The organism is Spirosoma horti (genome assembly GCF_054776595.1).
On record NZ_BAAHBQ010000008.1, the window covers coordinates 330,082 to 344,742 of the forward strand.

Annotated in this window: 13 protein-coding genes; all 13 read right to left on the minus strand. The window is 49.5% G+C overall.

What is annotated here, in order from left to right; all coding sequences use genetic code 11:
- Positions 1 to 49: 49 nt before the first annotated feature.
- Entirely contained in the window at positions 50 to 901 is an 852-nt protein-coding gene (locus tag ACYVAM_RS25065) for a DUF58 domain-containing protein (RefSeq protein WP_461072208.1), read from the minus strand.
- Positions 902 to 1,089: 188 nt separating this feature from the next.
- Positions 1,090 to 2,076, minus strand: a complete 987-nt coding sequence (locus ACYVAM_RS25070) for an AAA family ATPase (RefSeq protein WP_461072210.1) — start codon at positions 2,074 to 2,076, stop codon at positions 1,090 to 1,092.
- Between the two features lie 105 nt (positions 2,077 to 2,181).
- Entirely contained in the window at positions 2,182 to 2,799 is a 618-nt protein-coding gene (locus ACYVAM_RS25075) for a DUF4159 domain-containing protein (RefSeq protein ID WP_461072211.1), read from the minus strand.
- 175 nt (positions 2,800 to 2,974) lie between these two features.
- Complete coding sequence (locus ACYVAM_RS25080) at positions 2,975 to 3,487, minus strand: GNAT family N-acetyltransferase (protein WP_461072213.1); 513 nt, start codon at positions 3,485 to 3,487, stop codon at positions 2,975 to 2,977.
- A 58-nt stretch (positions 3,488 to 3,545) separates the two neighbouring features.
- Positions 3,546 to 4,883, minus strand: coding sequence for a TldD/PmbA family protein (locus ACYVAM_RS25085; protein WP_461072215.1), 1,338 nt, complete (start codon positions 4,881 to 4,883; stop codon positions 3,546 to 3,548).
- 212 nt (positions 4,884 to 5,095) lie between these two features.
- Positions 5,096 to 6,736: a TldD/PmbA family protein gene (locus ACYVAM_RS25090; protein ID WP_461072217.1), complete on the minus strand. Its 1,641-nt coding sequence runs from the start codon at positions 6,734 to 6,736 to the stop codon at positions 5,096 to 5,098.
- Between the two features lie 72 nt (positions 6,737 to 6,808).
- Complete coding sequence (locus ACYVAM_RS25095) at positions 6,809 to 8,170, minus strand: TldD/PmbA family protein (protein WP_461072219.1); 1,362 nt, start codon at positions 8,168 to 8,170, stop codon at positions 6,809 to 6,811.
- A gap of 163 nt (positions 8,171 to 8,333) precedes the next feature.
- Positions 8,334 to 9,992, minus strand: coding sequence for a TldD/PmbA family protein (locus ACYVAM_RS25100; RefSeq protein ID WP_461072221.1), 1,659 nt, complete (start codon positions 9,990 to 9,992; stop codon positions 8,334 to 8,336).
- A 401-nt stretch (positions 9,993 to 10,393) separates the two neighbouring features.
- Positions 10,394 to 10,804 (minus strand): hypothetical protein, encoded by a 411-nt coding sequence (locus tag ACYVAM_RS25105; protein WP_461072223.1) that lies wholly within the window; start codon positions 10,802 to 10,804, stop codon positions 10,394 to 10,396.
- 55 nt (positions 10,805 to 10,859) lie between these two features.
- Positions 10,860 to 12,044 (minus strand): alpha/beta hydrolase family protein, encoded by a 1,185-nt coding sequence (locus tag ACYVAM_RS25110; protein WP_461072225.1) that lies wholly within the window; start codon positions 12,042 to 12,044, stop codon positions 10,860 to 10,862.
- 113 nt (positions 12,045 to 12,157) lie between these two features.
- On the minus strand, positions 12,158 to 13,237 hold the full coding sequence (locus tag ACYVAM_RS25115) for an ATP-grasp domain-containing protein (RefSeq protein ID WP_461072227.1): 1,080 nt from the start codon (positions 13,235 to 13,237) through the stop codon (positions 12,158 to 12,160).
- A 250-nt stretch (positions 13,238 to 13,487) separates the two neighbouring features.
- Complete coding sequence (locus ACYVAM_RS25120; protein WP_461072229.1) at positions 13,488 to 13,928, minus strand: DinB family protein; 441 nt, start codon at positions 13,926 to 13,928, stop codon at positions 13,488 to 13,490.
- A 10-nt stretch (positions 13,929 to 13,938) separates the two neighbouring features.
- Positions 13,939 to 14,643 (minus strand): esterase family protein, encoded by a 705-nt coding sequence (locus tag ACYVAM_RS25125; RefSeq protein ID WP_461072231.1) that lies wholly within the window; start codon positions 14,641 to 14,643, stop codon positions 13,939 to 13,941.
- Positions 14,644 to 14,661 lie beyond the last annotated feature (18 nt).

A 14,661-nucleotide genomic window follows, 5' to 3' on the forward strand; every position in this document is an offset into this window, starting at 1 on the left:
CACAGGCCACGGATGCACAAACCGTAAACCACAAACTATTAACCCTATTTCAACTCATTAAAAACTGTTTTAGCACAAGAGCAATTGGATCGCTTAGGCGAACGCGAATCAGACGGACATGAGGAATGCGCAAACTCTCCTCCAGTTTCGCCAGATAAGCGGTCGCCCGTTCCCGAACGATGTCCCGAATGGCATCGGCCTGTAATTCGATTTCTTTTCCCGTTTCCAGATCCTGGAATCGATAAAAGCCATTCATCGAGAAATTGATTTCCTCATCGCCCAATACCTGGAAAATGACGATTTCCCGACGTGGTCCGGCCACGCCCTGAATCAACTTGACCCACTCATCGTCTACCTGTAAAAAATCCGATGCGATAATCAATACTTCTGCCTGCTTGCGGCCGAATTCGGGGACAGATGGGCTGCGATTTTCCCAGGCACCCATGGCGGGCGTGGCTTCGAGCATGGCCACAATTTTCTGAAACGCCAGTTTTCCGGCCGGAACCAGTGTCTGAACAGTACCATTTTGCAGCCCATACAAGCTTAACTGATCGCCCTGTCGGTTAGTCAGATAAGCCAGCGACGCCAGGAGAATCCGGGCATACTGCAACCGGCTGACCTTTCCTTCGGTGTAGTTCATTGAACCCGACAAATCGATCAATAACCGAACTTGCTGGTTGCTCTCCGTCGCAGATTCCCGGACCAGGTAATGCCCGGACTTGGCGAATAGCTTCCAGTCGATTCGCTTCGGATCGTCGCCGGGCGTGTAATGCCGAAACTGCTCAAACTCAGTCCCAATTCCCGACCGTCGACTGGTCTGAATACCCAGCAACAATTCATCACTCACCAGTTTGCTGGCCAGCTGCAGGTTGTTGAGTTTTATGAGTTCGGTGATGAGCATGCAGTCTGGTAATTGGTATAGAGTTTATGGTTTGTAGTTACTAGTTTGTGGTTGCATCCATGGCGTTTGTCCTCACAGGCCACTTGCGCGTCAGCAACCTGTCTCCTTTCAGAAGAGTGACCTGTGAGGATACAGTCCATGGATGCACAAACCACAAACTAGTAACCTCAAACCGTATCCTACAAACCTCATTTAATCGTCATCAGTAATTCTTTGATCACCTGATCCGTGGTGATGCCTTCGGCTTCGGCGCGGAAGTTGAGGGCAATTCGGTGGCGAAGGATCGGGTAGGCCAGGGCCTGGATATCGTCGGGAATAACGGAGAAACGTTCATTTAGCACGGCCCTGGCCTTGGCACACAACACGAGTGCCTGCCCGGCGCGTGGCCCTGCGCCCCATTCGCCCCATTGCTTCACAAAAGCCGAGGGCGAGTCCTGCGGCCGTGACGCCCGCACCAGTCGGTTGATATAATCGATCAGTTCCTCGCTAATGTGTACTTCACGCGTGAGCTTCTGTAACTGGATAATATCCAGATCGGAAAGAATGGTTTGTAGGGTTGGCCGCGAGGTGCCCGTTGTGCTTTTCAGGACATCGAGCTCTTCCCGCTCCGATGGATAGCTGAGTTTGATGTAGAGCAGGAATCGATCCAATTGCGCTTCGGGAAGCGGGTATGTTCCGGCCTGTTCAATTGGGTTTTGCGTGGCAATGATCAGAAATGGCTTGGGCAGTTCGTAGTCATTGCCGCCATAGGTAACCTTGTACTCCTGCATGGCTTCGAGCATCGCTGCCTGCGTTTTGGGCGGAGTCCGGTTGATTTCGTCGGCCAGTACGACATTGGCAAAAATAGGTCCCCGGTTAAAAACAAACACCTTGTGGCCTGTCTCATGGTCATCGTCCAGAATTTCCGTGCCAACAATGTCGCCGGGCATTAGATCGGGCGTAAACTGAATGCGTTTGAATCGCATCGCCAGCGCATCGGACATCGTCTTGACCATCAGCGTTTTGGCGAGCCCCGGCACGCCTTCCAGCAGGCAGTGGCCACCGGCTAATAGCGAAATAAGCACTTCGCTAATGGCTTCCTGCTGGCCGATGATAACCTTTCCGATTTCCTGGCGTAGCTGCGGCAATTTGGCCACCAGCGCTTTATAATGAGTTAAGTCTGTTGATGAATCCAATGGTCTGTCTGTCAGGTTGTAGTTAGAGGGATGTGCGATGTATGATATAGAATGTATGTGTATTCTGAATGGACACTTGACTATACATCATACATCTTTTAAAAATTACGCCGTTAGCGCGTAGGTTACGATATTGACGCCAAACTTGGTATTGTCTTCGGCCAGAAACCGTTTATTTCGGAAATCATAGTCCCATTCGCAGCCATAATCTTTGTTGCTGTACAATACCCCGATGCGGCCGTTGACGGTGATGGCTTTCAGGTAATCGTGGACAAGGTCGTCGCCCCAGCCGTTCAGTTCGAACGACGTGGTTGGCGGTCCTTCTTCAAATTTGAAAAAACAGGTGTAGATAGGGTGGTTATTCGGAATCTTCTGTAACGCTTTAGGTCCGAATGTGCGGCCCATTTCCTGCTCGAAGGATTTGGCAAATAGCCCGTCGAGGTCGTGGTTACAATCATCGACAAATACGAAGCCGCCATTTTGGACATAGCGTTTGAAATGGTCGCGTTCCTGAGTTGAAAACTCGACTAATTTATGGCCGCTCAGGTAACAGAATGGACTTTTGAATAAATCGGGGCTACTCAATTGCACCACTTTTTCCTTCTGATCTACCGGTAACGTTGTGTACTCGACCAGTGAATGCAGCAGGTTGGATGGCATCCGTTGATCCGTGTCCCAATCGCCGGAGGTGTATTGAATACGGGTGAAAAAAAAAGGTTTCAAGTGCGTTTGTTGAGAAAGAAATTAAACCTGCACAAAGCTCAAAGGCTACTCTGGTCGCCGTTGATATTACTTTTACGGGTTACGATTACATTCATTTTAGAGCCTTTTTGATAAATTTCGGAAATGGACTGAAAAGGCGCGTTTTATGTTTAAAAATAGCGATTCTGCCGCTATTTTACCAGGTGTTTAGTGGTTTTTCCATCACGTAGTCATCCATCAGAAATCCCTCGCCAATGTCAATTGTTTCAGTATCTACAGTTGCGAAACCCATCCGTTCATAAAACTGAATGGCTTTATTATACTTATTTACGTTGAGTGATAAGCTTGAATTTGTCCGTTCAATCGCCAGCATCTCTACTTTATCGATGAGTAGCCTGCCGACACCCTTGCCCTGGCTGGCGGGCAGCAGGTATATCTTGTGAATTTTAGTTTTCGACTGATTCCTGTAATCAAACTCGTAGGAAATGAAACCCAGATACTCGTTGCTATCTGCTTTCTGAGCCAGTAGAAAAACATGATTCTTGTCCCTGATCTGCACCGTGAGCGAGTCAAGGCTATACATCATGTTCAGCATGTAGTCAATCTGCGCGGGCGATAAGATTTCTCCAAACGTAGAAGGCCAGGTCTTGTAAGCAATAGCCCGAATAATGGGTAAGTCCTGCTCGGTGGCTTCGGTAATCGTAATCATTTAATGCGTCAATAGAGAATTCGAGTATACTGGATAGTTAACCCCCAGTTTGCTTTTCTTACACCGCATCCGACAAACTCGTAAACGTAAACTCCCGAATCTTCATGGGCGGAATCAGGTAATTCTGGTCCGATTCCGTGCTGAGAACCCGCTCAGGTTTCCCTAATGCCTCCAGGTTGTTCAGCATAATGACCGGGCTTTCGTTGAATCGGAAATTCTTGACCGGGTGCTTGATCTTCCCATTTTCGATGTAAAAAGTCCCGTCGCGGGTGAGGCCGGTCAGCAAAATGGTTTGTGGGTCAACTTCCCGGATATACCAGAGTTTCGTGACCAGAATACCGCGTTGGGTGGTTTTAATCATGTCTTCCAGCGAAGCTGATCCACCCATCATAATGAAGTTGTTTGGAAACGGTGTAGCTTTTTTACCCTGCTTTTGGGCCCAATAGCGCGAGTAAGCCAGGTTTTTGACAACTCCCTTTTCAATCCACATCGTTTTTTCCTGCGGCCGTCCGTCGCCCGACCAGGGCGAAGCGGGTAAGTCAGGGTTGGTTGGGTCGGAGTAGATCGTGACGCGCTCGTCGACAATTTTGTCGCCCAACCGTGATTTGCCACCCGACTTGCTAAAGTAAGACCGGCCTTCGTCGGCTGAGCGGGCATCCATATTGTAAAAGATATTCTCGAGCAGAACGACAGCCGCTGTCGGTTCCAGTATAACCGTGTATTTCCCTGGTTCAATGGCCCGCGCTTCAGCCGACCCTTTTGCTTTCTGAATCGCGATTCGGGTGGCGGCCGCCGTATCTAACTTGGTGAAATCGCTGTAGCCGCGTGCTACATAACCTGAGCCCTTCCCGTCGTTCGTGCGGACCGTCAACGAGAAATTTACGTTGGTGCTTGGATAATAAGCAAACAGGCCTTTCGAGTTCATCATGGCTGAGTAACCATAATTATCCTGCAAAAAACCAGCGGCCGCCAGATTCTGCGCACGGGAAAGTTCGAGGCTCTTCGCCACAACTTCGGCGCGCGTATCAGGCGTAACGTTGGCTGTCGAATCGAAAAAGCCAGTCGACTTTTGGTATTGCTGTGGTCCCAGCACACCAACGTATTCAGGGTTTTCAGGAGCAAGTTTAGCCAGTTCTTCGGCCCGACGAACCACTTTTTCGAGCGATGCATCATCGAATTCATCAATCGTAGCAACACCGACTTTTTTACCAAAAGCCGATTGTACCTGTAGGTTCTGATTGACTAAAGAGCCACTAGTCGATACTTCGTTACGGGCGTAGCGCAGGTTCCCTCGCTCTTCAACGAGCAGGTTCACTTCGCATTCGTCGGCTTTCGAGTAACTGAGAACTTTAGTGAGCAGTGCTTTCGCTTCTGCTTCAGTAAGTGTAATAGCCATGTTTTGTCTGTGGTAGTCTGTTTACGGGTTACGGTATCCGGGACTCGGTTCGTGGTAAACGGTTTGTGGTTTGTAGTTTGTAGTTCGTAGCCTGTGTCCTCACAGGCCATGCATCCGAAAGAAAACACATTGCTAACTCGAAAGTAGTTTGTGAGGACACAGACCACGAACTACAAACCACAAACCGTTAACCACAAACTGCGAGCACCGAATTAAATCTTCCGGGCTGTATTGATCACATTGACGCCGTTGAAACGGGCCGTGCTGCTGCCGTGCGAAACGGCACTCGACTGGGAAGGCTGCCCTTTGCCGTCGAAGAACGACCCGCCAAGGCGATAATCACGTTCGTCGCAAACCTGCGCACACGAATTCCAAAATTCCTGCGTATTCGATTGATAAGCCACATCTTTCAACATGCCCGCAATCTGGCCGTCTTTGATTTCGTAGAACAACTGACCGCCAAACTGGAAATTATAGCGCTGCTGATCAATGGAGAAGGAACCATCGCCGATAATGTAGATGCCTTTTTTGACATCCTTGATCATTTCCTGGACGGACAGTGGCGTTTTGCCAGCCGCCAGCGATACATTGGCCATGCGTTGAAACTGCACCGAACTCCAGCTATCGGCGTAGCAACACCCCTGCGATTCTTTTTCGCCAATGATGTGAACCTGATCGCGGATGGCCTGGTAGTTCACCAGAGTACCATCTTTCACCAGGTCCCACTTTTTGGTTTTTACGCCCTCGTCGTCATAACCAACCGCGCCCAGTGACCCAACCTGGGTTTTGTCAGCGATCAAATTGACCTGCTTGCTGCCGTAGTTAAAGTTCTTGGACTGCCATTTGTCGAGGGTCGCAAAACTAGTGCCGGCAAAGTTGGCCTCGTAGCCCAATACGCGGTCGAGTTCGAGCGGGTGACCAACTGATTCGTGAATGGTGAGCCAGAGGTGCGATGGGTCGAGAACAAGATCGTATTTACCGGCTTCTACCGACTTGGCCGAGTGCTTGGCCCGCGCCTGTTTGGCGGCCGCCGTCACATCTTCCAGCATGTCGTAGCCCATATTGTAGCGGGTCGTAATGCCCGTTACTTTATCGGCCGGGTTCACTTGCAGGTAGTCGTACCCCATACCCATCGGTGCGCTCAGGGTATTGCGGGTCTCGAACTTACCCGTTTTGGGGTCGATGGCCGTCACGGTAAAGTTGGGCCAAATGCGGTGAATATCCTGATCGGCGTAAGTGCCGTCGGTGGAGGCAAAGTATTTTTGCTCGTTGACCATGAACATCACCGAGTTCACGTAATTGGCCCCATTTTGGAGAGCCGCACTGTTCACCGAAAGAAGCAGATCGACCTTTTCCTGAATGGGTACTTCAAACGCATTGCGTTTGATGGGTGCTTTCCAGGAAACTTCCCCGTACCCTTTTTGGGGAGCCAGTTGGACGGGTTCCTTCATCAGGCGGGCATTGGCTTTGGCGATGGCCACGGCTTTTTCGGCGGCTCTTGCCATATCGGCCTCATTTTTTGCATCGACAACGGCGGCAAATCCCCAGCAGCCATCGGCAATAACGCGGACGCCAACGCCATAGGATTCGGTGTTGACGATGTTCTGCACTTTGTCTTCCCGCGTAATGACGAACTGGTTCAGGTAACGGCCAATACGTACATCGGAGTAGGTGGCCCCTTTGCTTTTGGCCGCGTTGAGGGCAGCATCAGCTAAACGCTTCTTCTGAGAAACATCCATACCGACTTCCAGCAGGGCTTCAGGACTGACGGTGCGCGAAAAGGCGGGCAAACTAGGCAACAGGATACCAGCGGTTCCCATTCCTAAAAGCTGATTAAAATCTCGACGGTTCATGGTTGGAGTGTACTTTTAAAATGTTGTAACACAGAGACAACTCTGTGGATCTCTGCGAAATAACTAGTAGCCCTATACGGCATCCGACAAGCTCGTGAACGTAAAGTCCCGAATCTTCATCGGTGGTATCAGATTGCCACCCGCCCGAACCGGTTTGCCCAATGCTTCGACGTTGTTGAGCATAATGACCGGGCTTTCATTGAACCGGAAATTCTTGATCGGAAATTTGATCTTGCCATTCTCGATGTAGAACGTACCATCCCGCGTCAGGCCGGTGTAGAGCTGCGTTTGTGGATCGACCGCGCGGATGTACCAGAAACGGGTTACCAGAATACCTTTATCAGTACTCTTGATCAGATCGGCCAGCGACTGTGTTCCGCCCAGCATGATGAAGCCACCCGGAGCGGGAATGGGCGCAACGCCTTTTTTGTCAGCCCAGTAGCGTGAATAGAACATGTTCTTGACAACGCCATTCTCGATCCAGGTTCTTTTTTCCTGTGGAAGACCGTCGCCACCGCCCCCACCGAAACGGCCGCCCCCTCCGCCACCACCACCTCCGCCGAATGGCGATAAGGGAAGTTCTGCGTTCATGGGGTCGCTGATGATGTTGACACGTTCGTCGAAGAGTTTTTCGTTCAGACGCGTACCGCCACCTTTTTTGCTCAGGAAGCTCCGGCCTTCATCGGCCGACCGGGCATCCATACTACGCATCATGTTTTGCAGCAATTCAACGGAAGCCGTCGGTTCCAGAATGACGGTGTATTTGCCCGGTTCCAGGGCTCTTACACTGGCTGATGCCAGCGCCTTCTGCATGGCTACTTCAGTAGATGCTTTGGTACTCAGTTTGCTAACGTCCGTAACATCGGGGTTTGCGTAACCCGAACCAAGGCCATCAGCTGTACGGACGGTGATCGAGAAATCGACGTTAGTTGCGCGGTTATAGCCAAAAAGACCTTTGCTGTTTCCAAGGGCCGCAAAACCAGTTGAATCTTCCATATAGCCTGCGGCCGTCAAGTTTTTCTGGCGGCAGGGGTCCAGACTATCGAAAGCAGCCTTCGCCCGAAACTCAGGGTCGATTTTGGCGGTGTTTTCGGAGTATGTGCTGGTTTCCAGGTATTTTTGGGGCCCCAGCATGGGCATATATTCCGGGTTTTCGGGAGCGAGTTTGGCAATTTCCTCGGCCCGGCGAACAGTTTTTTCGAGCGATGCGTCGTCAAACTCGTTGATGGTCGATGTGCCGGAACGCTTGCCAAATACGGCCGTTACAGCCAGGGCCAGGTTATCGGATTCACCACTAGTCGAAACAGAGTTCCGGGCATAGCGAATGTTGCCTGTCCGGCCACCGGTTAAACTCACGCTCATTTCATCGGCTTTCGAGTAAGCCAACACCTTATCAATTATCTTTTTTGCTTCTTCTTTGGTTAAGATGGCCATCTTGTTGAGGGTTGATGATTGGTTGTGTTCGGTTTGCGGTATGTGGTTTGCGGTTTAGAGTTTACGGTTTGTGGTTTGTGGTTAGCCGACCGCACCGGGAACCGGCGTCAGCAATCGCATGCGTTAGCTAATCACAAACCGTAAACCACAAACCACATACCGGTTAAATTTTCCGGCCTGTGTTGATCACATTGACTCCATTGAAGCGGGTGGTGGCGCTGCCGTGTGAAACGGCACTGACCTGCGAGGGCTGACCTTTGCCATCGAAGAACGAACCGAAGGTGCGGTAATCGTCTTTGTCGCAAAGTTGAGCGCAGGAGTTCCAGAATTCCTGCGTATTCGATTGGTAAGCCACATCGTCAAGCATCCCGACGATTTCGCCATTCTTGATTTCGTAGAAAAGCTGACCGCCAAACTGGAAATTATAGCGTTGCTGGTCGATGGAGTACGAGCCGCGTCCGATAATGTAGATGCCTTTGTCGACCCCCTTGATCATGTCAAATACCGACCGTTTTTCGCTGCCTGCTTTTAGTGAAACGTTTGGCATTCGCTGAAATTGGACGGAATCCCAGTTGTCGGCGTAGCAACAGCCGTTCGATTCTTTTTCGCCCAGGATCGCCACCTGATCCCGAATGGCCTGGTAGTTTACCAGAATACCATCTTTAATCAAATCCCATTCTTTACAGGGAACGCCTTCATCGTCGTAGCCAACGGTTCCGAGGGTATGGGGTTGGGTTTTGTCGGCGACAATGTTGACCAGTTTGCTGCCGTAATTGAAATTCTTGGTCTTCCACTTGTCGAGGGTTGCAAAGCTGGTGCCTGCGTAGTTGGCTTCGTAGCCCAATACCCGGTCGAGCTCGGTGGGGTGACCAACTGATTCGTGAATGGTTAGGCCAAGGTGATTCGGATCGAGCACGAGGTCGTACTTGCCGGGCTGCACAGTCTTGGCCGTTAATTTCTCTTTTGCCTGCTTGGCGCCCAGAATGGCATCTTCCACCATATCGTAGGAATTCCGGTACCCAACAAGACCGTTCGGGGCAGCAATTTTTTCTGACGCCAGGCCATCCAGGTATTCGTAGCCCATACCCATTGGCGAACTGAGCGCGTCGCGGGTTTTAAACTTGCCAACGGCCCGGTCAACGGCCGATACCGTGAACGTTGGCCAGATGCGATGGACATCCTGATCGATGTAGGAGCCGTCGGTGGAGGCAAAGTATTTTTGCTCGTTGACAAAGAACAGGTTCGACGTAACGAAGGCTGCTCCATTTTTCATGGCCTCGCTGTTCACCTTCATGAGCAGATCGATCTTCTCCTGAACCGGAATCTCGAAGGCATTTTTCTTGATCGGCGTTTTCCAGGTTACTTCGCCAACGCCCTTTTGCGGAGCCAGCTGTACGGGTTCCGTTTGTAAGCGGGCATTGGCTTTGGCGATGGCTACAGCGGTTTCAGCACATTTGGCAATGGCTTGGGGAGTTACGTCACTGGTGGCTGCAAATCCCCAGGTGCCGTTGGCAATGACCCGAATGCCCACACCAAACGATTCTGCATTGGCAATGTTTTGAACTTTGGCCTCGCGGGTGAACACAAATTGCTGAAGGTAGCGACCAATACGAACGTCGGTGTAAGTAGCGCCCTTGCTTTTTGCGGCATTAAGGGCAATGTCGGCAAGTCGTTTTTTTGCAGCGTTGTCGATGCCAACGCCCCGGCCGCTTGCTTCAAGTAGGTACTCCGGCGACACAGTGTTTCCCAGAACGGGAATCGACGCTGTTAATAAACCGCCAATGCCTAAGCCAGACAACTGGATAAAGTCTCGTCTTTGCATGTACTAAAAAGAAGATGAGTGTTGATGATTGAGGCTAAACTGTTCTCTGAAAACACGAATATGGCTGAAAAAGCCGAATCAATTAATATACGAGTTGCTTTTTGTGACGAACGGTAAGCGGATACTCTGCATAATTCCCCAATATTATTCGGGAAAAGTGCTTAGAAACAGTTGATTCTTTAAAATGGGGATGGTTCAATAATTTTATTAAAATACAGACTTATACCATGCCTCATCACAGATTGAAGAAATGGGTCGACTCATGGCCGACCCATGTAAGGGAGAAATGAACGAATAAACGCATTGACTTGATTATGGTGTCAGTTTGAGAATCGCACCGCAGCCGCGGACGGTCGGCGACCCGGCTAGAACTGGATTTGTAAATAAGCTATGTCAGGAAATCATAAGCGTACGAGAGTCCGGGTGGCCGTGGCGGGTTGATTTGGGCTTAGTTCAAAGAAATTGTCGATCAATAACTTTTTATCGCTTTGTTCAATCCAGTAGTCCGTGAGTTGTGAAGAACTGGAGAGCCCATTCCGTACGCTGATACGGTTGTTGAGTAAGCTATATTGGTAGATTCCACTACCAAGTTTAGGAACCAGAAACCCACCCGGGTTGATCTCTTTGCCGCGCCTAACCAATAATGTATTGGGCAATGGGTTGCCCGACTGATCGAGGTTAAAAATCAGCGTGTCTTTTCCGGCGGTTTCTTCTACCCACACACCGGTCAGTGCATCGGGTGTAACTGTTTCTGATTTCGAACAGGCAATAAAGCCACACAGAAACGCTAGTGAATAGATAAGGAAGCGCATAAGCAGGTTTTTCTTTAGGATAACGTTCCGGATGAAAAAGTTGGAAACATAACCGTCATTTTTTTAACTGCTCAAACCAGCTTAACGACCGGCTCATGAATACAATCTCCGTAGGGACATGGTATCCCGTTTTCAGGGCGACCAAACTGAGCCTCGATGATCCACGCTGGCGCATAGCTGTGTAAGCCTGCTGCGAATTTAAGAAAGGAATGATCTCATCCTGTTCACTATGAATCAATTGAGTGGGCGTTTGGGTAGACCAGTTGGTCAGATCGTTATCGCTGAGCGCCTGCCTGAACGATGAGGATGGATTCAGGACATCGGCTCGAAATTCATCGGTACAAATTTTGTCAAAACTAGTGGTGATTGACCGGGCATTATCGAGCGACAACGCAATCTGTTCGGCGTAGGGCGACCGGAAGTAGTAGCTAATCGGTTTTTTTAAGCCATAAATGCGGTCATAACTCAGCGTCTCCCAGATGTAAATATAATTAGCTACCCCACCACCGACGGTCGTTTTCTGCGTCAGATAGTCGAAAAAAGCAGGCATGGCGTACGGGCCGGCTCCGCAACTCGATCCTGCCAACTTAATGTCATCCATATGAGCGTCTTCCAGCATTTTCTGGGCGGATAAGGTAGCAAAACCACCTTCCGAATAGCCGGTTAAAAATACCTTTTTTGTCCAGGCAATGTTTCTTGTGTTGACGAACTCTTTAGCTGCCAGTAACATATCGACGGTTGCCTGCGCCAGCGTTTGCCGATGTTCATAATTATGAGGGATCTTGTCGGTCAGGCCATAGCCAATGTAATCGGGGCAGGCAACGATATAGCCGTGGGTGGCAAAATAGAGCGGGTACGTAAAATCTGGTGAAGCAAAGTTATTCCCCGATGGCGCTTCGGCATCGGTATATGCCGTTGGGTGTTGGAAACTCAACAGGGGATATGCCTTTTTGGGCGTCGACAACTGACTGGGTACGTACACGATGCCCGAGGCCGTAATGGGTGTGCCATCATCGAGCGTCGTTTGATACGTAATTCGGTTGATACTTACTTCGTAATCAGCAGGTTGGTAGGCCAGCGAATCGTTATTTGTTGTCAGAAGCCTGAGAATGCTGTTGTTATAAAAAACGATTTGATTCGAACTGATCAATACGGGTTTCTTAACGATTGAGGTTGGGCCGCAGGCTGTAAAGAAAAAGAGAGAACTACAAAAAAAAAGGAACAGTACAGGTTTACTCATACGTTGGCTGGCGGGTAATTTCGTTCTGGCGTGCTATACACCTTTTATCAATGATCGTGCCGTGGCTGGTATGAAACTGGCCACGGCACGATCATTATAGAAATTTAATGTTACTATTTCTTGCCTTTTTTAGGCTTTTCTGGTTTGACTTCTTCCTTCTCAGCCTTTTTCGGTTTTTCTGCTTTGGGCTCTTTCTCCGCTTTTGGTGCTTTTACATCTTCTGACGGCGCAGGTGCCTGATGCGTCACCGAGTTGCGGACAAATGTACCCCAGGTTAGATTATCCTGGCCTTTCTTGGCTTTTTTCGCCCGGTCGATAGCCATCTTAGCAGCAGCCTCAACCACCCATTCGAAATTCTCCTGACCCACCGAATGGATATCCGCATCGGGGGCAGGGTTGCAGAAATCAATGGCAATGGGAATACCATCGCGTACGGCAAACTCAACCGTATTGAAGTCGTAACCAAGGCCGTGGTTTAGTTTCAGCACATAGTCGGTCATGGTTGCCAGCAGCTTTTTACCGGCATCGCCGGTGGTCTGCATCTGAGCCGCGTAGCGCAGGTGGTGCGGGTTACGGGGTTCGTAAGGCATAATCCGCACATCTTTTCCGCCAATGCAGTAGCACCGGAAATAGTCGGTGAAATCAATGGCTTCCTGGTACAGCATCACTAGTTGAGCTGTTTCGTCATACGCCTTGAACATCTGGTCGGGGTTGTCTACTTTATAGACACTCTTCCAGCCGCCACCTGCGTGGGGTTTCATGAAAGCCGGGAAACCAATATGGTTGAAAATACGATCCCAATCCATGTGTTGCAGGTTGCGGAACGAATTATGGTTGGTATCGTCGGGCCGCTCTTTTGACGGCAGCAGAATCGTTTTTGGAACGGGAACCCCCAACTGAACGGCCAATGCATTGTTAAAGAACTTCTCATCAGCGCTCCACCAGAAGGGGTTATTGATAACGGCCGTACCCGTTAGGGCTGCATTCTTAAGAAACGCTTTATAGAACGGCACATCCTGCGAAATCCGGTCGATAATTACGGCATAATCAGTTGGCACACTTTGTTCAACCTGATCAATACTAACAAACTCAGCCGGAAACTGGCTTTGCTTTTCATTGACGCGGTCCACAAATGCCTGTGGGAATGTATTTTCCTGGCCGAATAAGATGCCTATCTTGGTTTTCGTGCTCATAATAAGATAGTTAGAGGGAGCTTTTTAGTGTTGTCGATTAACGTGAATAAAATAGGTTCTGTTCAAACGGGCTATTGATGAGGTAAACATACCGATTTCTAGTTTGTTTGTCCTAGTCATGGGTTAATCACGCGCGAAGCTGACGCCAAAAAATGCCGGGCACCACTGTTTCTAGGTTTGATAAGTTGGATCAGGCTGAGTTATTTAGGGCAGATTCGCTATGGTATCGTTTCAAGAAACCGACATCACTTTACAGTAGTGTTTTCAGATGATGCTCTAAGTGAGCGACATAATCATTGATGAGCCACTCCAGCGTTTTGGGCTCCGTATTGATCTGGCTAAATTGAATCGGTTGGTTCAGGGTATCTTCCGGTATAACGCGGATGACGACTAAAATTTGCCTGTTGAGACTTTGCCAAAGAACCAGCAAATGTTCCAGCGGTACGTGTTGGTATTGGTTCACCCGTACCAACTCATCCTGATTGTAGGGCTGAACCAGATAAGAACCGTTGGCAAACTGGGCATCCGTAAACCGTTTCAGGTTATTGATGGCAGAGTCAATCAGATGCCCCAGGATTTCTTTCCTTGACCACTTTCCGGGTTGTTGACTCGTTATCTGAGCTTCTGGTAAGTGACGCAAACCAGTAGGTATCTGGTCAATATACGTGGTAAGACGGTCGAGGGCATCCATTGTAGGGAGGTTAAATCATGCTCAGATACCGGGGAAACTGGTCTTTCCAGACGGGCCAGTCGTGGTTACCCCAGGGCGTAACGTCTAATTGATGACGAATACCTTTTCGGCTGAGAATACCTGACAATCTGTAGTTTGAGTCTTTGCAGAAGTCATACTCCGAGGTTCCCAGCACGATATTCATGTGGTAGAACTCATTATTCTGGGCATTGGGCAGAAAGTCAGGCGGGTTATTGAGGTACACGTTTTCGTCATAATATCCACCCAGAAACGAACGGATATCGAAGGCCGCGCCCATTGTGAGTAAATGACCAACCTGTTCGGGGTGACGGAAGGCAAAATTAAGGGCATGATAACCCCCGAAGGAAGCGCCCGAAACACCAATTTTCTGAACGTTACACTCCCGTTGAACACTCGGCACGAACTCTTCGTGCAGAAAGCGGTCGTAGAGCACGTGATTCCAGATACGGGTGCCCGGATGCAGGTGTTTGGCATACCAGCTATCGCGATCGATGCTACTGATACAATACAACTTGATCTTGCCCGTCTCAACAAACCAGCGGGCTGTTTCGGTCAGCCCAAAGTCTTTATATTCATAATAGTGCCCCATGGAAGTTGGGAAAAGCACTACTGGATAACCCCAATTTCCATAAACCAGCATCTCGATGTCGCGCCCGAGGTGATGTGAATAGAATTTTCTATAATCTTCCTGCACAAGTATGTTTGTTTGATG

Bases quoted from the DNA above. Each gene is read 5' to 3' on its own strand.
- ACYVAM_RS25065 (WP_461072208.1), bottom strand. From the start codon at position 901: ATGCTCATCACCGAACTCATAAAACTCAACAACCTGCAGCTGGCCAGC.
- ACYVAM_RS25080 (WP_461072213.1), bottom strand. From the start codon at position 3,487: ATGATTACGATTACCGAAGCCACCGAGCAGGACTTACCCATTATTCGG.
- ACYVAM_RS25085 (WP_461072215.1), bottom strand. From the start codon at position 4,883: ATGGCTATTACACTTACTGAAGCAGAAGCGAAAGCACTGCTCACTAAA.
- ACYVAM_RS25090 (WP_461072217.1), bottom strand. From the start codon at position 6,736: ATGAACCGTCGAGATTTTAATCAGCTTTTAGGAATGGGAACCGCTGGT.
- ACYVAM_RS25095 (WP_461072219.1), bottom strand. From the start codon at position 8,170: ATGGCCATCTTAACCAAAGAAGAAGCAAAAAAGATAATTGATAAGGTG.
- ACYVAM_RS25100 (WP_461072221.1), bottom strand. From the start codon at position 9,992: ATGCAAAGACGAGACTTTATCCAGTTGTCTGGCTTAGGCATTGGCGGT.
- ACYVAM_RS25105 (WP_461072223.1), bottom strand. From the start codon at position 10,804: ATGCGCTTCCTTATCTATTCACTAGCGTTTCTGTGTGGCTTTATTGCC.
- ACYVAM_RS25110 (WP_461072225.1), bottom strand. From the start codon at position 12,044: ATGAGTAAACCTGTACTGTTCCTTTTTTTTTGTAGTTCTCTCTTTTTC.
- ACYVAM_RS25115 (WP_461072227.1), bottom strand. From the start codon at position 13,237: ATGAGCACGAAAACCAAGATAGGCATCTTATTCGGCCAGGAAAATACA.
- ACYVAM_RS25120 (WP_461072229.1), bottom strand. From the start codon at position 13,928: ATGGATGCCCTCGACCGTCTTACCACGTATATTGACCAGATACCTACT.